The following is a 20,951-nucleotide window of genomic DNA, read 5'->3' on the forward strand; positions in this document are numbered from 1 at the left end:
GATAAATGGCTACGCTGGAAAAAATTAGAAGCAAAGCAGGACTGCTGGTACTCGTGGTGGGTTTGGCATTGTTCGCTTTTATCATTGGAGACTTTTTAAACTCTGGTTCTACTTATTTTAGGCAATCACAGGAACGGATCGCCGAGATTGATGGAGAGGTTGTAAAAATTCAAGATTATCAAGGTCGCGTTGATGAGATGGCCGAGATGTATAAGATGCAATCCGGTTCAGCCAGCCTGCCCGAGGAATATATGACACAGATTCGCCAGTCCGTATTCGATGCGATGGTACAAGAGGTCGTGTTGGACGAGGCTACTGCTAAATTAGGTATGGGAGTAAGTCCGGAAGAATTGTTTGATATGGTTCAAGGTGAGAATATCTCTCCGTTGATCCAACAAATGCAAATGTTTACGAATCCTCAGACTGGTGCTTTTGATAAGGCTGCTTTGTTGAATTTCTTGAAACAAATCGATTCCGATAATATCGCTAGCTATCCGGCAGATCAACAGGCACAGCTGATTCAAGCTAAAAACTTCTGGTTGTTCTGGGAGAAGAACATTAAACGTCAACGTTTGGAGCAAAAATATACGACATTATTGAGCAAGGCTATTTCCGCAAATTCATTGGACGCTAAGGAAGCTTATAATGATAATGCCGAGAATTCGGATATCATTTACGCTATGCAATCATATGCTACGATTCCGGATTCAACGATTGAGGTAAGCAAGAGTGAGATCGAGAAATTGTATAACCAACGCAAGGAGCTTTATAAACAAAAAGAATCTAAGGTAATTAAATATATCGCCGTAGATATCCGTCCGAGTAAAGAGGATTATGATAAGGCACAGGCCGAGATCGAGAGCTTGAAAGAGGAGCTGGCTACGTCTGAAAGAGTGGCTGATGTAGTAAACGAGAACTCTGAGGTTCCTTATGTTGACGCTTTCTTCACGGAGAAGGCTTTGGATCCGGAGATGAAACAATTCGCTACGACTTCTGAGGTTGGCGCTGTTTATGGTCCTGTATTCGAGAATGACAAATACAGAATGTTTAAGTTAGTCGATAAGACGGTCGCTCCGGACTCAGTAAAAGTTAGCCACATCATGTTGGCCGGTAAATCTGAGGCTGAGACAACAGCTTTGGCTGATAGCTTGATGGGGGCGTTGAAAGGTGGCGCTAATTTTGCTGAATTAGCTAAGAAATACTCAGCAGACCAAGCCGCCGAGAATGGTGGTGAACTAGGTTGGTTTACAGAGGTTACCGCTTTGAGAGGTGTGAATGATGATTTTAAGAAGGCTGTCTTCTCAACTCCATTGAATGAGGTAGCGGTTGTGAAATCTTTATATGGTACTCACCTTGTAAAAGTAACAGAGAAAACAGGAAATGTTGAAAAATATAAGATCGCAGATATCGACATGACTGTATCTCCTAGCTCTAAGACCTATAGCAACATCTACAATGAGTTGAATCAGTTCGTATCGAAGAACAACTCTATGGCTAAATTGGAGGAGAATGCGAAGGAAGCCGGTTATAACTTGATTTCAGGTGCAACGGTTACTACGGATGATCAGTTGTTAGGTTCTATCAAGAATTCACGTTCGGTAATTCGTTGGGCGTTCCAGAACGATAAAGGTTCTATCTCTGAGATCTTCGAGTGTAGTGATAAGTTTGTCGTGGCTGCTGTAGAAGGAAGTATTTCCGAGGGGTATCGTCCGGTTGATATGGTCGCTCCGGCTTTGAGAGCTGAATTGGCTGCCCAGAAGAAAGGCGATAAGATCGCTCAGGAATTGGCTGCTAAGAATTTAACTTCAGTTGAGGCATATGCTGAAACGATGGGTTCTTCTGTAGACTCTGTAAAGTTCGTGAACTTTGGTACTCGCCGTATCGCTGGTATCGGTATCGAACCGAACTTGAACGCTATGGTTTCTATGGCTCAAGTTGACCAAGTAAGTGCTCCGGTTAAAGGTAACAACGGTGTATATGTGTTCAAGGTATACGCAAGAAATAAAGATGGTAAGGAGTTCAACGAGGCTGAGGAAATCCGTGCGTTGGATGCTTCGAACGCATATCGTGTAGGATTCCAAGCTATCCAATCTATGGTCAACAACGCTAAGGTGGAAGACAACCGTATCCGTTTCTATTAATAAAGAGTATTTATACTTAAGATAAAAAAGATCCCCTGTTTTGTCGTCAAGATATATTTATTTTGACGGCAAAATAGGGGATCTTTATTTTGTGGAATATTTCTCGTACTTTCGCGAATAAGAAAATATCGATAGCATGGTTGACAAAAGACAATTATTAGGGATGACCTTGGAGGAACTGAAAGGTGTAGCGTCTGAGGTGGGTCTTCCCGCATATGCGGCTAAGCAAATGGCCGATTGGATTTATAAGAAGAAAATAACCCGGATTTCGGAGATGACAAATATAGCGGTAGCCAAACGTGCTTTATTGGAGGATTCATTCGAGATCGGGGCTTATCCGCCATCTGAGTATCAAAAGTCGAAAGACGGTACGATCAAATATCTATATGCTGCCGGACCGGGGCGTTTTGTTGAGTCTGTTTATATTCCTACGGATGATCGGGCGACTCTTTGCGTCTCTTCTCAAGTCGGATGCAAAATGAATTGCTTGTTTTGTATGACGGGAAAACAAGGTTTCACGGCAAACCTGACAGCGAACCAGATATTGAACCAGATCCAGTCCTTGCCGGAAAACGATTCATTGACGAATATCGTTTTCATGGGAATGGGGGAGCCACTGGATAACGTAGACGAGCTTTTCAAGGTTTTGGAAATACTCACGGCCCCGTATGGATATGCGTGGAGCCCGAAGCGTATCACGGTTTCAACCATCGGTGTGACGAAAGGCTTGAAACGCTTTTTAGAGGAGAGCGAATGTCATCTGGCCGTAAGTCTGCACTCGCCCTATCCTATGGAACGTCTTTCCTTGATGCCGGTTGAAAAGGCATTCCCAGCGAGGGAGGTGATCGATTTAATCAAACAATATGATTTTTCGCATCAACGACGTGTCTCTTTTGAGTACATTGTTTTTAAAAATTTGAACGATAGCTTGAAACATGCCGAAGCTTTGAGTTGTTTATTAGGTGGAATTCCTTGTCGGGTAAACTTGATCCGTTTTCATGCGATACCGAATGTGTCTTTAGAGACTTCCGATATCGTTAAAATGGAGGCGTTTCGGGATTTCTTAAACACCAAAGGAGTTGTATGTACGATAAGGGCATCACGTGGGGAGGATATTTTCGCCGCTTGTGGAATGCTTTCTACCGCAAAAAATGTTACATTTGTATAATATAAAACACACGGGTATGAAAACACGTTCTTTATTCATCGGTATGTTGCTGCTTCTTGTTTTGATGGGAGCATGTAATTCGGGTTCTGTGATGACTCAAGCTACGGGCTTCGCATATGAGGTTGTCGTGGTTATGGATCAAAAGGATTGGAAAGGCCCTGCGGGAGAAGCCATAAAGTCTGAGTTGGCCTCTTCGGTGCCCGGATTGCCGCAAGCCGAGCCTTCTTTGAAGATTACCTACGTACAACCAAAGGATTTTACAGGTCTGTTACGGTATGTAAGGAATATATTAGTGGTTACAATAGATCCCACCGCTTATACGAAAGTTTCTGTAGGCTACGAGAATAATGTCTGGGCTAGAGGGCAGGTGGTTGTTTCGCTGAAAGCTCCTAATACGGAGTCGATCGTCGAGTATTCAAAGACCCATGAGAAGGCGTTGGTCGATTTCTTCGTAAAGGTGGAGATGAATCGTGCGATAGAGCAATTACAAAAGGAATATAGTATGGTGGTTATGGATAACCTGAAAAGCGACCTGAACGTGATGTTAAACGCTCCGGCAAACTTCACGTACTATAAGGATACGACAGATTTCTTCTGGTCTTCCAATAACGCTAACACAGGCCGTATGGACTTAATCGTATATACTTTCCCTTATACTGATCCGAATACGTTTACGGAGGAATATCTGGTCGCTAAACGAGATTCTGTATTGAAGGCGAATCTGCCGGGTTCGTTCCCGGGTTCCTATATGCAAACAGAAACGCGTGCGGGAGTGGAGTATACGCCAATAACCTTAAATGGTAAATATTGCGGCGTGATGCGCGGTTTGTGGAGAATGCAAGGCGATATGATGGGAGGCCCGTTCGTAAGCCACACCCGCTTGGATGAAAAGAATCATCGTGTGGTTGTAGCCGAGGGATTTGTGTATGCTCCGGAGACAGACAAGCGTAATTTCATGCGTAGAATAGAAGCTGCCTTATTTACGTTACGTTTGCCGGGTGAATTTGATGAACCGGTAACTGAGACATTAGATATCCCAAAAGAGAAAAAGTAATAAACAAACAAAATATATGGAAGAACGACTGATTAAAGTGGGGATCACCCACGGAGATATAAATGGTATCGGCTATGAGGTAATATTAAAGACCTTTTCCGATACCCGCATGGCGGAGCTTTGCACGCCGATTATCTATGGCTCGTCCAAGATAGCCGCTTATCACCGGAAGGCATTGGAGCTTCCTCCTATCAATATGAATATTATTTCACATGCGGAGGATGCAGGAGTAAACCGGGTGAACATTATTAACTGCGTGGAGGACGAGACCAAGGTGGAGTTGTCGAAATCTACGCCGGTTGCCGGTGAGTCGGCTTTCAAGGCGTTGGAAGCGGCAGTTACGGATATGAAGCGGGGAGTAGTGGATGTACTGCTTACCGCCCCGATCAATAAACATAATATCCAGAACGAGGATTTTCATTTTCCCGGGCATACTGAGTATTTGGAGAAATGCTTCGGTGGCTTGGATAAAAAAGCCTTGATGATCTTGATGAAAGATGATCTTCGTGTCGCTTTGGTGACGGGGCATATTCCATTGTCGCAAGTAGCGTCTTCCATCAACGTGGGCGATATCGTGAATAAGCTGCGTATTTTCAATCAGTCGTTAAAGCAAGACTTCGGTATTGTGAAGCCACGTATCGCGGTTCTTTCCTTAAACCCTCATGCCGGTGATGCCGGATTGCTGGGTACGGAAGAGGAGACGATTATCATACCGGCAATGCAAGCGGCGGAGAAAAAAGGCGTAATGTCATTTGGCCCTTATGCGGCTGATGGTTTCTTTGGTTCGCAGATGTATGATAAATTTGATGGTGTCTTAGCGATGTATCATGATCAAGGGCTCGCTCCTTTCAAGACGTTGGCGATGGATGACGGGGTGAACTATACGGCAGGATTGCCGATCGTACGGACTTCTCCGGCACACGGAACAGCTTATGACATAGCCGGGCAGAACGTGGCTTCGGAAGAGTCGTTCCGCCAAGCCTTATATGCGGCGTTGGATATCTTCCGGAACCGGTTGCGTTATCAAGAGGCTACCGCCAATCCGTTGCGTAAGCAATATTTCGATAGGGGGGGGGATAATGAGAAACTGGACTTGACGAAAGAGGACGATACGGACGGATTATAGTAGATCTTTCCTGACAAGTTTCAATAAATACATAAAATGTCATGTTAATAACGAATGGATGTTATTGACATGACATTTTTGTATGGGGCGTGGGACGCTTTTTGGTTTTAAACTTTTAAGATAGGAAAAGTTTGCGTAAGTTTGCGGTTTAAAACGAAAATTACGATTATGTTTAAAGACAAAACGATAGTATATACATCCGGGACGTTTGATATGTTCCATTATAATCATCTTAGGATGATCAATTACGCCCGTAGTTTGGCGGATATATTGATCGTCGGGGTTAGTACAGATGAGTTGGTCTCTTCTTATAAAGCGAAGCCGATCATTCCGTTCCATGAACGTTTGCAGATCATCGAGGCGTTGAAGACTCCCGATATCGTTATTCCACAACATTCCTTGGATCATACGGAAATCGTGAAGAAGCTGAATATCGACGCTTTCGTGGTAGGTGATGACTGGTTCGGAAAGTACGACTATCTGAAGGATTTAGGCGTTCAGGTATTTTATTTCCCTTACGGAACGGGGGTTTCCTCCTCGAATCTGAAAAAAACGATACATGATTCTTATGAGGCGAATCTGACAACCCAACGTCAGGCGAAGCCGGAAACAGTGAAAGGATCTGCCGCTAAATAACGATCAGTTTCATGGATAAATTTATTTTAATTACCGGTGGGACAAAAGGGATAGGAAAGGCGGTAGCGTCCTGTTTAGGAAAGGCCGGATATAACCTTATACTGACTTATGCTTCCGACCAAGCGGCCGCAGAGGAGGTACGTAGCGAGTTGGTGGGGCGTTTCGATATACAGGTTTCTATTCTGCGGGCCGATATCTCGGATCGGAATACGATCGGGGTTATCGATTCTTTCTTGGAGGAGAATAGGCTACGTTTGGACGGCCTTGTGTTCAATGCGGGAATGACCTGTCGGGATCCTTTTGAGGAACTTTCATTCGAGGATTGGGAACGGGTTTTCTTTGCTAATATCCATTTCCCGGTCTTTCTTTTACAGAAGATTGTTGGACGGATTAATAAGGGGGGAAGTATCGTGTTTACGGGTTCCTTGATGGGAATACAGCCTCATTCGGTATCCTTGGCATATGGGGTGACGAAAAGTGCTGTTCATGCGCTGGTCAAAAACATGGTGAAGTTCTTAGTTCCCTATGAACTGCGTGTGAATGCCGTGGCTCCCGGTTTCGTCGATACGGAATGGCAGAAAACAAAGCCTGCCGAGATCCGTCGGAATATAGAGAACAAGGTCTCTTTGGGACGGTTCTGCGACCCGGATGAATTGGCGGAAGTTTATAAAATGTTGATAGAGAATAGTTATTTTAATGGCGAGGTAGTCGTTGTGGATGGCGGTTACTCGTATAAATAAGAAACAAATGAGCGAGTTGGATAAGGAATACGAAGCATCGTTAAAGTCGATAGAAACAGAAAATAAGATAGACCGAATTTTTTATCGTCCGATAGGATTTCGTATTGCTCGTATGTTGCGAGGCACGGGAATTACCCCGAATATGATTACGGTTATCTCGATCTTCGTGGGTGCGGCGGTCGGATTTATGTTTTATCACGATAATTTGACATATAATATCTGTGGTATATTATTGTTGGTATTTGCCAATATCCTCGACTGCGTGGATGGGCAGCTGGCACGTCTTACAGGGATCAAGTCCGCTATCGGGCGTATCTTGGACGGATTCGCCGGGGATATCTGGTTCGCTTCGATCTATATCGGATTCGCTCTTCGTTTGTCTCATGATTACGGTACGGATTGGTTCTTTGCCTTGGCGGTCTTATCCGGTCTGTCTCATTTAGTCCAAGCGAATATCACGGATTATTATAAGACGCTTCACCTTTATTTTATCAGTAAGGATAAAGGATCGGAGTTTCAGTCTTTGGAACAGGTGGAGGCGAAACATAAGGAGATGAAGTATGGCATTAACAAGTTTTTCTACTTCTTATATCGTTGGTATACGATGTTGCAAGTGAAAGCTACGCCTACCTTACAGAGTATGTTACAAAATTTGCACGCGAAGTATGGGGATAATATTCCGGAGAATATCCGTGTGGACTTTCGTAAACAGAGTCGTCATTTAATGCGTTACATAGACTTGTTGACCTTTAATGGCCGGACGATGGTTATGTTTGTGATCGTACTAACGGGACAGGTCTGGGCTTATTACCTATACGAGATCATCGTGTTGAACATCGTACTAGCGATAGTGATGAGGAAACACGAGAAGATGTGTGCCTCGTTTTTAGGATAAAGTATGAAGAAGAGTGTTGTTGACATTTACGATTTGCAAGAGATGGCCCCGTTCTTCAAGGGGCGAGTGGGGACATGGTTGGGTAAGTTGCTGATAAAGTGCTTACGTGTGGATCTGGTTAATAAGGTACATGCCCGGAATTGTCATTTACGGGGCGCTGAGTTTACTTCCGCTTTATTGCATGACCCCATTATCGATCTCAGCTATGAGGTTCATAATAAAGAGATTTTAGATCATCTGCCGGAAGGGGCTTTTGTTACCGTTTCCAACCATCCGATCGGGTCGTTGGATGGAATCATGCTGATTGATATTTTCGCTTCCCGCCGTCCGGACTTTAAGGTGATGGTGAACGGCATCTTGACCAAGATCGGGGCGATGGAGGATAATTTCATATCCGTGGTGCCCGATTCCCACAAGCGAGGGGCGAATCCGGCGAATGTCAATGGCGTTCGACTATCCCTGCAACGCTTGAAAGAAGGTCATCCGATGGGTTTCTTCCCTGCTGGAGCGATCTCATTTTATAATAAAAAAGAGAAACAGGTACGGGATTTATCGTGGGCGCATAGCGTGATCCGCTTAGTTCGTAAGGCGAAAGCACCGGTATACCCTGTTTATTTTGATTTCCAAAATACCCATTTTTTCTATTGGCTAGGGAATATCAGCTGGCAAATACGTACCTTGCGTATTCCTACAGAGGCTTTCAATAAGCGTGGAAAGAAAGCGGATGTATATATCGGTGAGCCTATCTTGCCGGAAGAGATCGCCGCCATCCCGGAAGACAAGGATCTTGCCGAGTTCTTGTATAAACGTACATATGGTGCTAAAAAATAAGAAACGACCGATAGAATCTGTTATCAATAGTGGTAGTTTGAATTAAGATTTGTAATTTTGGCAGAGTAACTGAAATAATTACAGATTTTAAAAGTGAAAGAGTGATGAAGGTTGATGTACAACAGATAAAACAGCGTTTTGGGATTATTGGTAATAACCCCGGATTAAATCGTGCGATCGATGTTGCGCTCCAGGTAGCGCCAACCGACTTATCTGTTCTTATTACAGGAGAAAGTGGTGTCGGAAAGGAGACTTTCCCGCAAATTATTCATCAGAACAGTCAGCGTAAGCATGGACAATATATAGCCGTAAACTGTGGCGCCATTCCGGAAGGGACGATAGATTCGGAGCTCTTCGGGCACGAGAAAGGTTCTTTTACCGGGGCGTTGGCCGACCGTAAAGGGTATTTCGAGGTAGCGGACGGTGGAACGATCTTCTTGGATGAGGTCGGAGAGCTGCCAACTCCTACGCAAGCACGCTTGCTTCGTGTGTTGGAGACGGGTGAGTTTATCAAGGTCGGTTCCTCCAAGGTACAGAAGACGAACGTGCGTATCGTTGCCGCTACGAACGTGAATTTAGTGCAGGCGGTTTCGGAAGGTAAATTCCGGGAGGATTTGTACTATCGTTTGAATACGGTGCCTATTCAAGTGCCTCCCTTGCGGGAGCGTCCGGAAGATATCGTCTTATTATTTCGTAAGTTCGCCAGTGATTGCGCCGAGAAATACCGGATGCCGCCGATCCGCTTGGATGATGAGGCCCGTCAATTATTGGTTTCTTACCGTTGGCCGGGTAACGTGCGTGAGTTGAAAAATATCACGGAACGTATCTCCGTAATCGAGGAGACACGGGATATAACGGCGGATGTCCTGCGCCTTTATCTGCCGAACGTGAATGTTGAGAAATATCCGGTATTGGTGAAGCAAGATCCGGATCAAAAGATATTTAACAGCGAGCGGGAGATCCTTTATCAAGTCTTGTTCGATATGAAAAAGGACGTGAACGAGCTAAAGAAATTAGTGCATGATATCATGGGAGGGAATATCCCGATGCCAACGGTGGCAGACGATACCCCTTATGCGCATCCGATCCATCCGGCGGCGGTTCATGCCATGCACCCGACGATCCAAGATGCCGAGGATGTGGAAGAGGAGACTTTATCCTTGGAAGAGGTGGAGAAGGAGATGATCCGTAAGGCTTTGGAGAAGCATAACGGGCGACGGAAGAACGCGGCGGCCGACTTGAAGATATCGGAGCGTACGTTATATCGAAAAATCAAGGAATACAATTTGGAATAAAAATATGCTAAAGAAGATTGTCAACATACGTTTGTCGGCAGCCAATTGGCTTATACTCTCATTTTTGACGGTATTGGCTACGGCTTGCTCTATTTCCTATAAGTTTAATGGAGCCTCTATCGATTATACGAAGGTGAAGACCATTACGATTCGTGACTTCACGAACCAAGCTCCCTACGTGAATCCGACCCTTGCGCCGCAGTTTACGGAGGATTTGAAGGATATTTACATCCGTCAGACTCGTCTGCAACTGGTTCCGAGCAATGGCGACCTTGAGTTGGAGGGTGAGATCACTGGTTACGACTTCGCTCCAATGGCCGTGAAGGAGGATGCTATCGCCTCGCAGACGAGGTTGACGATCACGGTGCGGGTTCGTTACTCCAACCGGGTTAACCCGGATGAGGATTTCGAGCAGTCGTTCTCCGCTTACCGCGAGTTCGACAGTAACTTGATGCCGCAGCAGGTAGAGGGAACATTATGCGAGGAAATCATAGAGGAAATAGTAGACCAAATCTATAACGCTACGGTTGCCAATTGGTAGAATGAGGGCGGAGGATTTATATCGTTTGATGGAGGAGCCTTCGGAATTGACCGAGGGGACTCTTCTTGAGTTGCGACGAATCGTGGAGGATTACCCGTATTTTCAAGTGGCACGGATGTTGTATCTAAAGAATCTGGCCGTATTAAATGATATGAGTTTTACCTCGGAGCTGGAGAAGATGGCGATATTCTTGCCGGACCGGAAAATGCTGTTCCAACTGATAGAGGGAGATAAATATGGCTTGAACTCCCGTGTGGAGCATGAGCCGGATATGCGAAAAGAGGATACTTTCTCCTTGATAGACGCATTCCTCTCTAACCGTAACGAGGAACCGGAGCCTAAGAAAGAAGCCCCGTTCCTGTTCCAGCCATCGGTATCGTCAGATTATATGTTTTGGTCATTATCGAAAGAGGAAGAAGAGAAGCCATCTGGAGAGGATGCGGAGAATAGGCTTCGACATCACGACTTGATCGATTCGTTCATTAAAAATGACCAACAGCGTATGCCGGGTAGTGGGCTGGAAATCCGTGAGGAAACCAGCCGTGCGGAGACTCCAGAGTCGGTGAAAGATTTGGATGATGAGCAGTCCAAATCGCTGGAAGACTCGTGCCTTACGGAAACTTTAGCCCGGATTTATATAAAACAGAAGCGATATGATAAGGCTTTGCAAATTATTAAAAACTTAAGCTTGAAATATCCAGAAAAAAATGTTTACTTTGCAGACCAAATCAGATTTTTGGAAAAGTTGATTATTAACACTAAAAAATAAAACTAAGATGTACGTATTTATTTCTATCTTAATCCTGATTGCCTCTATACTATTAATCTTGATCGTGTTGATCCAGAACTCAAAAGGTGGAGGTTTGGCTTCAGGATTCTCTTCTTCTAACCAAATCATGGGTGTACGTAAGACCACAGACTTTTTGGAGAAAGCTACTTGGAGTTTGGCGGGTGCCGTAATCGTACTGAGTATCGTGATTACCGCATTTATCCCCAGAACTGAGCATGCCGCTCAATCAGAGATCAAGCAACAAGTGAACGACGCTGTCTCTATCGATCCTAACACGATCGCTCCGGACTTTGGTACAGCGCAACAACCGGCAGTTCCGGCAGAGGAAACTCCCGCTACTACACCTGCGGAGGAAAGCAACAAATAAGATTGTATTTGAGAATAATATAGAAGCCATATCCACTAACAATGGATGTGGCTTTTTTTGTGCTACTTTAAGTGGAAGCTTCTTTAGGTCTTGATCTTTTCACTTATGTGAAAAGATCGTATCACAAGGGTGAAAAGATCGTATCACGTATATGAAAAGATCGTTTCATCTTTGTGAGACGATTATTGCGAATAGGGGCTTCTATCTCTTCATAGAAAGAAATGATCAGTTAAGTGGAATATTGTTCGTATATTTGTTACATATAATAGTAATAAGTATAAATACTCAGATATGGATATGATAAATTTTGATGGGTTGTTGATCGGTATCGTTACATTTTTGATTATCGGTCTGTTTCATCCGGTAGTCGTGAAGGCCGAGTATTATTGGGGGACGAAATGCTGGTGGATATTCCTTGTCTTGGGGATTTTAGGAGTGATAGCCTCCCTGTTTATAGACAGCGTGTTTGTGTCCGCTATTTGCGGCGTATTCGCCTTCTCATCGTTCTGGACGATCAAGGAGATTTTCGAGCAGGAGGAGCGTGTGCAGAAAGGTTGGTTCCCTAGAAATCCGAAAAGAAAATACCCTTGGGACGATAGTGAGGTGAAATGAATTCTTTTCGTATCTTTGCGCTCGTGAAAGCGATATAAAAGCAATAAAGCTATGAAGACAAAGAGAAAAAAGCAAGATCCGTTAGTCGAGTACATAAAGGCTAACCGGAAAGGCAGTCGTGAGGCCGAGTTAGAAAACCACGGCAGGCCGGTCAGTCATAACCGGATTCATGTATCGAAGAAAGTTTATAATCGTAAAAGAATGAAGGCAGATGCCCAGAGGCATCTGCCTTATTTGTTTTTAGTGGCCTAAAAGGAGACCTTAGTTCGCTGTATTGTTATTGATCGGTGTCTTTTCCTTGAACCACTCCACTAGTATCCCATTCTTGAAGCTTAGGATGTAGTAGCCTTCAGAGTAGTCGGCTATCGTCATGGTTACCGTCTTATAACTGATACTCTCTATCGGGCCGTCGGGGGTTATCCGTGCGCCAGCCGACTCAAAATCCTTTCCTAGTATCGATATAACCTTTTGCTTGGTCATCCCTAGCTCTATCTTATGCATTCGGTTGTCCATTTTATAAGGATTCATTACCGTAGCGCATCCCATCAATAGGAACATTGTCAGCAACACGTATATCCCTTTCACCATCTTCATCTCTCTTTTTGTTATTTGTTGTATTGGGGGCTAAAGTAGACATTATCCCGGATATATAGTAATACGAGGATATAAAAAAAGAGGAAAACCTTTCGATTTTCCTCTTTTCCTAGAGCGGAAGACGGGGCTCAAACCCGCGACCCTCAGCTTGGAAGGCTAATGCTCTATCAACTGAGCTACTTCCGCAATAATATGTTGCGAATTAAAAAGGTGGGCAGTGATGGATTCGAACCACCGAAGGCGAAAGCCTGCTGAGTTACAGTCAGCCCCATTTGGCCACTCTGGTAACTGCCCCCTTGTTCTTAATTGCAGTGCAAAGGTACGATTTATTTTGAAACCTGCAAGCGTTTAGGCAGAAAAATTTACCATTTTTATTGCGGTAACCGCTGCCTCGTCCCCTTTATTGCCATATCTACCTCCCGCACGATCCTCGGATTGCTGCATGGTGTCGGTAGTTAACAGGCCGAAAATGAAAGGAATATCGTACATTAAATTCAATTCTGTAATGCCTTGCGTAACGCCGGAACAAACGTAATCAAAATGTGGCGTATCGCCTCTTACGACGCATCCCAGAACGATCACAGCGTCTAATTCTTTAGTCTCGGCCAATCTTTTGGCTCCAAAAGTCAGTTCAAAACTACCCGGAACTCGTTTAACTACGATGTTCTCCGGTTTCACCCCGTGCTTTTCAAGCGTGTTGCAAGCACCTTCCAATAACTTCTCGGTAATGTTCTTGTTCCATTCCGCAACTACGATGCCGATGTTCATCTCTGAAGCATCAGGTACGCTGTTGAAGTCGTACTCGGATAAATTCTGATAAGCTGTAGCCATACTTGTCTCTTTAAAAGAAGAGGATGCCTTGTTTGACCGAGACATCCTCTGTTATACTATATAATATACTGTTTATTTATTTTCCTGCCGAAGCACGGGTGATATACTTATCGATATCGGATGCCTCCATGGAAGTGTAATACTTGTCCTTGATAGTCGTGTAAGCCTTTACAGCCTTGTCATACTCTTTCAAGTTCTCGTAAGCGATACCGGCCTTCTTCAAGTAAATCGGGCTGATTACCTCGTTGTCGGCCTCCTTAGCGGCTTTCTCGAAATAGCTGATTCCTTCTTTCGTATTACCCATGTTCACGTAGCAATCACCGATCAAGCCTGTAACCGCCGGAGATACCATTTGGTCCTTTCCGCTGAAAGATTTCAATAAATCGAGCGCCTTCTGTGTATCGCCCATCTTGTAGTAACAGATACCTGCGTAAGCCTTTGCCAAGTTTCCGGCGTCCGTGCTTCCATATTGGTCGATGATAGCCTCGAAACCTTCATAGTCAGCTCCATTGCCGTTTAAAGCCAAGGCGAAAGAATCTCTGGCGAAGTATTGCTCGCCCTTGAACATGGCGGCGGCGGCTTTTTTCTCCTGAGGAACTAAATAACCATGCTTGATTCCCAAAACAGCTCCAACAACGAGTGCGACAGCTATTATACCGTAAATAATCTTCTTTGAATTGTTTTCAATGAATTGCTCCGATTTGGAGACAATCTCTTCTACTTCTAACTCCTTGTTGGTGTCCTTTTCTTTAGTAGCCATAATGTGTTATAGTTATTTATTAATTTTATCGCTGATTTTAAGCCATACCATACGGTTGGCGATTCAAAGCGCAAAAGTAGTTTTTTTTGCTGATATAATCTATACTTAGAAGTATATTTTTTAATTTTGTACGATTAATACGGTTTAGATGATACTAAAGAAGCTTTCTGTTCTCAATTACAAAAATATACTTCAGTCCGAGGTTATTTTCTCGCCCAAGATGAATTGCTTTTTCGGCAATAACGGGATGGGGAAGACGAATCTATTGGATGCCATTCATTATCTCTCGTTTTGCAAGAGTCATGTCAATACGCCTGATAGCCAGATAATAAACAGTGATCAAGATCTTTGCGTGGTGCAGGGTAACTATGATTATGAAGGACGTGAGGAGGAGATTTTCTGTGCCATGCGGCGTAGGCAACGCAAACAGTTCAAACGGAATAAGAAGGAGTACGACAAGCTGTCCGAGCATATCGGCCTATTACCGTTGGTCATGGTCTCTCCGGCTGATGCCGACTTGATCCGGGGGGGGAGCGATGAGCGACGCCGTTTTTTGGACTTAATCATCTCGCAGCAGGACAAGCCTTATCTGCATGCGCTTATCCAATATAATAAAGCGTTGCTCCAACGGAATACGTTGCTGAAAGATCAGAGCATGGATGCCTCTCTTTATGAGGTATTGGAGATGCAGCTGGGTATGTACGGCCAAATCGTTTACGAGAAGCGGAAAAAACTGGTGGAGGATTTTACCCCGATCTTTAATGAGTACTACCAGACGATCTGCGGCTCTGCCGAGGAGGTAGGGCTACATTATATCTCGCAATTGGAGGAAACGGAGCTTGCCGGTAAATTGGCGATGAGCCGGGAACGGGATCGTATATTGGGCTATACCTCTTCCGGTATCCATAAGGATGAGCTGGAAATGACGTTGGGCGGGTACCTGATTCGCCGGGTTGGTTCGCAAGGACAGAATAAGACGTATCTGATCGCCTTGAAACTCGCTCAGTTCGCTTTCCTAAATAAACGGGGACGGACTACACCTATCTTGCTGTTGGATGATATTTTCGATAAGCTGGACGCTAGCCGTGTGGAGCAGATCATCAAACTGGTCAGCGAGAATGGCTTCGGGCAGATTTTTATTACGGATACGAACCGGAAGTATCTGGATGAGATCTTATTGGCTATGAATCATGACTATGCCCTCTTCCGTGTGGAACGTGGCGAGGTACAACCTATGGAGGAATAAGGATGCAGAGAAGAAATACACAGACATTGGGTGAGGTGCTTCGTGACTTTTTCGAGGATAATACCGAGTTGTACGAGAAAATGATGGAGATCCGGGTCCAACGTGCGTGGGGAGAAGTTTTAGGGCCTACGATCATGCAGTACACACGTAATATATATGTACGTGATAAGGTGCTTCATGTCTCATTGACTTCCTCCGTACTTCGTAGCGAGTTGACGCTTTGCCGGGAACGGTTGGTGAAAAGCTTGAATGATTACGCGGGTGCCTCGGTCATTACCAATATCGTTTTTCATTGAGTGTGGCTTTACCATTCGCAATATTACTTACTGGGTCAAGTAACATATACTGCCCAGCCCCGGTAAGTATATATGGCTTGACCCAGTAAGTATATATTCTGCGGAGAGATCAATAGATGGTGTCTTCTGTTATTACGTAATCCATTTTCTTGTCGAGTGGCTCTACCGGGACTTGCGGTATCATCTGGAACCCGAAGCATATGCCAACCTTGGGAGCGTTGAGCGTGGAAAGAAGGCGGTCGTAGAATCCCCTTCCTCGTCCCATGCGGTTCTTGTCTTTATCAAAGGCGACTCCGGGCACGATAATCAAGTCGATCTCATTCTTTGGAACTTCTATGCCGTCCACCTTAGGCTCTAATATCCCGAAAGGTCCGGGTTTTAAGGATTCCGGTCCTTCGTAAAGAAGCAATCTCAAATCATCACCAACGATCAAGGGCAACAGAAGCTTTTTCTTCTGGTACCATTTCTCGATAAAGCCGGCGGTCTGTACTTCTCCCGGTATGGCGTGATAAAGGGCGATGCAAGAAGCCGCTTGGAACAGTTCCGTCTGTTCCAAGCGGTCCATGATCTTATCCGATAGCTCGCACAAGGTAATCCTCGAATATTCTTTTTTTCGAGAGGCCATATCTTTTCGTAGGGCCTGCTTGGCTGTGTAAGTCTCCATTCGCTGATTGTTTTAATAGTTCCGCATTCGGCACAGATTTTCCCTCTTGCAAGATCTTGATCGCACGTAATAAGGTAACGTCATCTTTTAGGAAAATGGGGTAGAAGCCCGCCTCGTCGAAGAAATTCCTTACGATATACGCTTGCAATTGGTTCTCGATTAACTTGCCGGATATATTAATTAATGTAGGACGTCTCTTGATGCCCTTGGTAGCGGCGAAGTTCACGAAGTCGGAAAGGAGCGGTTGTTGCTGCAAGTAATTATATAATTCCTCCCAAGTCTTGAATGAGCCTAGTTTCTCCCGATGGCGGTCTGAGTACTCGAGCGCATACAGGTAAAGCACGCCGCTATTTACCACATTTGAGTAGTAAGAGGTAACGCCGCTCGTGTCACGAGGGATAAAGATATCCGGCATGATACCGCCCCCGCCGTATACGGTACGTCCGCCTACGGTCTGGTATTTTAAGGAATCATCCATCTTGATGCTATCGGCCGAGTCAAACTCGCCATGCATATATCGGTTATAGATATCTTGGTCGTAAGCGTCCGTATTACCCATCTCATATTTCTTCTGGATGCAGCGACCGGACGGCGTGTAGTAACGGGCGATGGTCAATCGCATCTCTGAACCGTCGCTCAATGACATTTGAGTTTGTACCAGACCCTTGCCATACGTTCTTCGTCCGATAATCGTACCACGGTCGTTATCTTGGATCGCTCCGGAGAATATCTCACTGGCGGAAGCCGAGATCTCATCGGTCAATACTACGATCGGGGCGTCTTTACAAGTTCCGGTTCCGTTCGCATATACGTCGGAACGAGGGAATGACTTACCTTCCGTGTAGACGATCAAGCGTCCTTCCGGCATAAACTCGTTAATCATATTGATAGCGGCATCCATATATCCGCCGGTATTACCCCGTAAGTCGATCACGAAAGAGGTACAGCCCGCTTGTTTCAGCTTGGCGATCGCCGTGATGAACTCATTATAAGTATTCCGGGCGAATTTGCTAACCTTGATGTAACCTATACCTTTAGCCGCTTCGAAAGAAACATCGACCGAATTAACAGGGACATCTCCACGGGTTATGTCAAAATAGAGCAACTCAGGAGAATTTCCTCGCTGTACGCCTAGTTTCACCGTACTGTTCTTTGCGCCCCGGAGTGTCTTCATGATCTCTCCTTGGTTCTTTTTCTTACCGGAGAAAATAGAATCATTGATCGAGATGATCCGGTCGAAGGGCAGTAAACCTGCTTTCTCTGCGGGACCACCGCTAATTACGCTGATCACTAGGATCGTATCGGTTTGCATATTAAATGATACGCCAATACCACTGAAAGAACCTTCCAGCTCCTCATTCACCACGGAAGCGTCTTCGGCGGGGATATATACGGAGTGAGGGTCTAATTCACTGAATATTTTCGGGATCGTACTCTCTACCAGCTTAGACATGCTAACCGTGTCAACATATTGCTCGTCGATAATGTCCAAGATGGCATTTATCTTGTTACCGCTGGAGTAGGACCGTTTTTTTCCTTGACTGATAGATAAATAATGGTTCCCAATAAAGATACCTAAAGCGATACTAGCCGCGATGATAACCGGGAGCCATACGGTCAGTCTTTTGTTTTTATCCATAAAAACGTTTTATTTATTCGTTCAAATCTATATAATCTACTATGATACCGGCACGCTTCAATAATTCACAGCCGTCTGCTATTCGATAATTCTCGGAATAGACCACTCGCTTGATCCCGGATTGTATGATTAATTTCGCGCATTCAATGCAAGGGGAGGAGGTAACATAAATGGTCGCTCCTTTACTGCTGTTCGATGAGGCTGCCACTTTTGTGATGGCGTTAGCCTCCGCATGTAGAACATAAGGCTTGGTGACATTATTCTCGTCTTCGCAAACATTTTCAAAACCGGCGGGTGTTCCATTGTATCCGTCGGATATGATCATTTTATCTTTTACTAATAATGCGCCCACTTGGCGTCGTTTACAGTACGAATTCTCGGCCCAGATAGCGGCCATTCGCAGGTAACGTTTATCTAATTCGTGCTGTTTTTCTGTTTTCTCGCACATTTGTTTACTCTTTTGTCTTTTAATCCAGACACAAAGGTAGTGATTATTTAGATTTACCGGGCTTATCGCCCGGTAAATTATTACTTCTTAATACCATTACGGATTAATAAGGCGGCTATCGTAGGCTCTTGTCCACGGAAACGCTTGTATAACACGGCAGGATCTTCTGTTCCACCTTTGGATAAGATATTGTCACGGAAAGATTTCGCGACCTCCTTGTTGAAGATTCCTTTCGATTTGAAAACGGAGAAAGCGTCGGCGTCTAATACCTCGGCCCATTTATATCCGTAATAGCCAGCCGCGTATCCTCCGGAGAAGATATGTCCGAAGCTTGTGCCCATCAAGGCTTCCGGTACTTCCGGCATGATTACGGTCGGAGCCCAAGCTTTTTTCTCGAATGCCGCTACGTCACCGTCGAAAGGTTGCTCCAACGTATGCCATGCCATATCCAGCAAGCCAAAGCTTAATTGGCGGCAGCAAAGGTAGCCAGCGTTGAAGTTTGAGGCGTTTACCAAGCTTTGTATCATCTCTTGCGGGATTTTCTCTCCGGTCTGGTAATGAACGGCGATCTGATCTAAGAACTCTTTTTCAGTCAACCAGTTCTCCATGATCTGGGAAGGTAATTCTACGAAATCACGATAAACGCTGGTTCCCGAAAGGCTGGAATATGTTCCTTGCGCTAGCATGCCGTGCAAGGAGTGCCCGAACTCATGCAAGAGTGTGTTCACCTCGTCGAAACTTAACAAAGAGGGCTTCGTGTCTGTCGGACGGGTAAAGTTCATCACGATAACGATCTGAGGACGGCTATCTTTTCCGTCTTTATCTTTGTATTGAGCCTTGATATTGTTCATCCAAGCGCCGGATTGTTTTCCGTCACGAGGGAAGAAGTCCGTATAAAGGATAGCAAGGAACTTACCATCGGCATCGTATACCTCGTAAGCGTCTACTTCCGGATGATAAACCGGGATTTTCTTGTTTTCCTTAAAGGTGATACCGTAGAGCTGGGTAGCTAATCCGAATACGCCTTTCTTTACGTTGCTTAACTCGAAATAAGGGCGAGTCATCTCGTCGTTTACCTTGAAGCGGATATCCCGTAACTTCTCGGAATAATAACTCCAGTCCCAAGGCATAACGGTGATATTCTCTTTCTCTGTACCTAACGCAAATCCTTCTACCGCATTGTATTCGTTGATCGCTATCGGTTTATAAGCTTCGAGTAACTGATTCAATAATTTGTATACGTTCGCTGAGTTTTTAGCCATTGTGTGTTCCAGCGCATATTCGGCGTAATTCTTGAATCCCATCAACTGGGCGATCTCTAGGCGGATATTAACGATCTTTTTGATAATGTCCTTATTGTCGAACTCATCCCCTTTATTTCCTACGCTCATGTATTCACGATACATTTTCTCTCGCAAATCACGCTTGTCGGAATAACGCATGAATGGAATGTAACTCGGAGCCGAGAGATTGAATAACCATCCGTCTTTATCTTTACTTTTGGCTAACATGGCCGCTGCGTCACGAGCACTTTCGGGTAAACCGGATAGTTCGTTCTCGTCCGTTATTAGTAATTCGAACCGGTTTTTATCTTTCAAGGCGTTTTGATCGAACTGCAAGGTTAACATGCTTAGGTCCATACTTAGCTTGCGGTATTTTTCCTTGTCATCTTTATTTAACGTAGCCCCATTCGCTTTAAACGACTCATAAAGGTCTTCCAGCAATTTAGCATCCTCGGTAGAAAGGTTCAATTGTTCTTTTTTATCATAGATTGATTTGACCCGAGCAAGTAGCTTCTCATTTAAGAAGATGTTATTGGAGGTTTGGGATAACTTCGGGGAGACACGTTGCGAGATTTCCATCATCTCGTCGTTAGCCTCTGCCCCTAATACATTAAAAAAAACAGAAGAGACTGTTTCCAATAATTTGCCGCTACGTTCCAGAGCTACTACCGTATTCTCGAAAGTAGCCGGTTGCGGGTTATTGGCGATCTCTTGCACCTCTTTTTCCATTTGCTTGATTCCTTCGTCGAAAGCGGGCTCATAATGCTCGATCTTGATCTTATCGAAAGGAGGGGTCTCGAACGGTGTTTTAAACTTCCCGAAGAAAGGGTTATTCGCTGCGTGTGTCATTTGAATTGCACTTAATAAAATTACTACATTATATAATAACTTCCTCATATTAAAAATTGTTTGTAAATTTCCGCAAAGGTAGGCATTTTAATCACAGGAACATTATAGGCATCTGTTTTTATATTCAGATTGATTTAAAATGAAA

General features: G+C 44.6%; 23 protein-coding genes and 2 tRNA genes. 16 read left to right on the forward strand and 9 right to left on the reverse strand.

Going from position 1 to position 20,951, the window contains the following annotated elements; genetic code table 11:
• Positions 1–5: 5 nt before the first annotated feature.
• From DWX33_RS15035 to DWX33_RS15100, 14 genes are all read left to right on the forward strand, one after another.
• On the forward strand, positions 6–2,141 hold the full coding sequence (locus DWX33_RS15035) for a SurA N-terminal domain-containing protein (RefSeq protein ID WP_122380617.1): 2,136 nt from the start codon (positions 6–8) through the stop codon (positions 2,139–2,141).
• A 136-nt stretch (positions 2,142–2,277) separates the two neighbouring features.
• Positions 2,278–3,309 carry a 23S rRNA (adenine(2503)-C(2))-methyltransferase RlmN gene (gene rlmN, locus DWX33_RS15040; RefSeq protein WP_044545472.1) on the forward strand — a complete coding sequence of 344 codons (1,032 nt, stop codon included), beginning with the start codon at positions 2,278–2,280 and terminating at the stop codon, positions 3,307–3,309.
• A 16-nt stretch (positions 3,310–3,325) separates the two neighbouring features.
• Positions 3,326–4,363, forward strand: a complete 1,038-nt coding sequence (locus DWX33_RS15045; RefSeq protein WP_008774122.1) for a DUF4837 family protein — start codon at positions 3,326–3,328, stop codon at positions 4,361–4,363.
• 16 nt (positions 4,364–4,379) lie between these two features.
• Complete coding sequence (gene pdxA, locus DWX33_RS15050) at positions 4,380–5,489, forward strand: 4-hydroxythreonine-4-phosphate dehydrogenase PdxA (protein WP_122380618.1); 1,110 nt, start codon at positions 4,380–4,382, stop codon at positions 5,487–5,489.
• A 168-nt stretch (positions 5,490–5,657) separates the two neighbouring features.
• Positions 5,658–6,125 carry an adenylyltransferase/cytidyltransferase family protein gene (locus DWX33_RS15055; RefSeq protein ID WP_005861572.1) on the forward strand — a complete coding sequence of 156 codons (468 nt, stop codon included), beginning with the start codon at positions 5,658–5,660 and terminating at the stop codon, positions 6,123–6,125.
• An 11-nt stretch (positions 6,126–6,136) separates the two neighbouring features.
• Positions 6,137–6,865, forward strand: a complete 729-nt coding sequence (locus tag DWX33_RS15060; protein WP_005865829.1) for an SDR family NAD(P)-dependent oxidoreductase — start codon at positions 6,137–6,139, stop codon at positions 6,863–6,865.
• A gap of 7 nt (positions 6,866–6,872) precedes the next feature.
• The gene (locus DWX33_RS15065) at positions 6,873–7,760 is read left to right on the forward strand and encodes a CDP-alcohol phosphatidyltransferase family protein (protein ID WP_005861576.1); all 888 of its coding nucleotides are present in this window, start codon (positions 6,873–6,875) and stop codon (positions 7,758–7,760) included.
• A 3-nt stretch (positions 7,761–7,763) separates the two neighbouring features.
• Positions 7,764–8,591 carry a lysophospholipid acyltransferase family protein gene (locus tag DWX33_RS15070; RefSeq protein ID WP_008774120.1) on the forward strand — a complete coding sequence of 276 codons (828 nt, stop codon included), beginning with the start codon at positions 7,764–7,766 and terminating at the stop codon, positions 8,589–8,591.
• 104 nt (positions 8,592–8,695) lie between these two features.
• Entirely contained in the window at positions 8,696–9,886 is a 1,191-nt protein-coding gene (locus DWX33_RS15075) for a sigma-54-dependent Fis family transcriptional regulator (RefSeq protein ID WP_005865833.1), read from the forward strand.
• A 4-nt stretch (positions 9,887–9,890) separates the two neighbouring features.
• On the forward strand, positions 9,891–10,427 hold the full coding sequence (locus DWX33_RS15080) for an LptE family protein (RefSeq protein WP_005861582.1): 537 nt from the start codon (positions 9,891–9,893) through the stop codon (positions 10,425–10,427).
• Position 10,428: 1 nt separating this feature from the next.
• Positions 10,429–11,196: a hypothetical protein gene (locus tag DWX33_RS15085; RefSeq protein ID WP_057329098.1), complete on the forward strand. Its 768-nt coding sequence runs from the start codon at positions 10,429–10,431 to the stop codon at positions 11,194–11,196.
• Between the two features lie 7 nt (positions 11,197–11,203).
• Entirely contained in the window at positions 11,204–11,584 is a 381-nt protein-coding gene (gene secG, locus DWX33_RS15090) for a preprotein translocase subunit SecG (protein ID WP_057327074.1), read from the forward strand.
• 291 nt (positions 11,585–11,875) lie between these two features.
• Positions 11,876–12,196 (forward strand): DUF4491 family protein, encoded by a 321-nt coding sequence (locus DWX33_RS15095; protein WP_008774116.1) that lies wholly within the window; start codon positions 11,876–11,878, stop codon positions 12,194–12,196.
• A 51-nt stretch (positions 12,197–12,247) separates the two neighbouring features.
• The gene (locus DWX33_RS15100; RefSeq protein WP_005861590.1) at positions 12,248–12,448 is read left to right on the forward strand and encodes a hypothetical protein; all 201 of its coding nucleotides are present in this window, start codon (positions 12,248–12,250) and stop codon (positions 12,446–12,448) included.
• 9 nt (positions 12,449–12,457) lie between these two features.
• On the opposite strand, the gene DWX33_RS15105 is transcribed toward DWX33_RS15100, so the two are convergent.
• The 5 genes from DWX33_RS15105 to DWX33_RS15125 all read right to left on the reverse strand — a co-directional run bounded on the left by DWX33_RS15105 (position 12,458) and on the right by DWX33_RS15125 (position 14,381).
• The gene (locus DWX33_RS15105; protein WP_008774115.1) at positions 12,458–12,790 is read right to left on the reverse strand and encodes a hypothetical protein; all 333 of its coding nucleotides are present in this window, start codon (positions 12,788–12,790) and stop codon (positions 12,458–12,460) included.
• A 113-nt stretch (positions 12,791–12,903) separates the two neighbouring features.
• Positions 12,904–12,976: transfer RNA gene (locus DWX33_RS15110), tRNA-Gly, on the reverse strand.
• Positions 12,977–13,001: 25 nt separating this feature from the next.
• Positions 13,002–13,084: transfer RNA gene (locus DWX33_RS15115), tRNA-Tyr, on the reverse strand.
• A gap of 54 nt (positions 13,085–13,138) precedes the next feature.
• Positions 13,139–13,621: a 6,7-dimethyl-8-ribityllumazine synthase gene (gene ribH, locus DWX33_RS15120; protein WP_008774114.1), complete on the reverse strand. Its 483-nt coding sequence runs from the start codon at positions 13,619–13,621 to the stop codon at positions 13,139–13,141.
• A 76-nt stretch (positions 13,622–13,697) separates the two neighbouring features.
• The gene (locus DWX33_RS15125) at positions 13,698–14,381 is read right to left on the reverse strand and encodes a tetratricopeptide repeat protein (protein ID WP_005861596.1); all 684 of its coding nucleotides are present in this window, start codon (positions 14,379–14,381) and stop codon (positions 13,698–13,700) included.
• A gap of 148 nt (positions 14,382–14,529) precedes the next feature.
• Here DWX33_RS15125 and DWX33_RS15130 point away from each other — a divergent pair, with 148 nt between their 5' ends.
• Positions 14,530–15,627: a DNA replication/repair protein RecF gene (locus DWX33_RS15130; RefSeq protein WP_009276542.1), complete on the forward strand. Its 1,098-nt coding sequence runs from the start codon at positions 14,530–14,532 to the stop codon at positions 15,625–15,627.
• Between the two features lie 2 nt (positions 15,628–15,629).
• Positions 15,630–15,923, forward strand: coding sequence for a DUF721 domain-containing protein (locus DWX33_RS15135; RefSeq protein ID WP_005865842.1), 294 nt, complete (start codon positions 15,630–15,632; stop codon positions 15,921–15,923).
• A gap of 109 nt (positions 15,924–16,032) precedes the next feature.
• Here DWX33_RS15135 and DWX33_RS15140 read toward each other — a convergent pair whose 3' ends face one another.
• From DWX33_RS15140 to DWX33_RS15155, 4 genes are all read right to left on the reverse strand, one after another.
• Positions 16,033–16,548 (reverse strand): 5-formyltetrahydrofolate cyclo-ligase, encoded by a 516-nt coding sequence (locus tag DWX33_RS15140; protein ID WP_034527812.1) that lies wholly within the window; start codon positions 16,546–16,548, stop codon positions 16,033–16,035.
• A complete protein-coding gene (locus tag DWX33_RS15145; RefSeq protein WP_122380619.1) occupies positions 16,493–18,226 on the reverse strand; it encodes a S41 family peptidase in 1,734 nt (577 codons plus the stop codon). The genes DWX33_RS15140 and DWX33_RS15145 overlap by 56 nt, the downstream gene beginning before the upstream one ends.
• Positions 18,227–18,239: 13 nt before the next feature.
• Positions 18,240–18,674: a dCMP deaminase family protein gene (locus DWX33_RS15150; protein ID WP_008778036.1), complete on the reverse strand. Its 435-nt coding sequence runs from the start codon at positions 18,672–18,674 to the stop codon at positions 18,240–18,242.
• A gap of 80 nt (positions 18,675–18,754) precedes the next feature.
• The gene (locus DWX33_RS15155; protein WP_199713307.1) at positions 18,755–20,854 is read right to left on the reverse strand and encodes a M3 family metallopeptidase; all 2,100 of its coding nucleotides are present in this window, start codon (positions 20,852–20,854) and stop codon (positions 18,755–18,757) included.
• Positions 20,855–20,951: the final 97 nt, after the last annotated feature.

The organism is Parabacteroides sp. AF19-14, assembly GCF_003635485.1.
Classification (GTDB): domain Bacteria; phylum Bacteroidota; class Bacteroidia; order Bacteroidales; family Tannerellaceae; genus Parabacteroides; species Parabacteroides distasonis.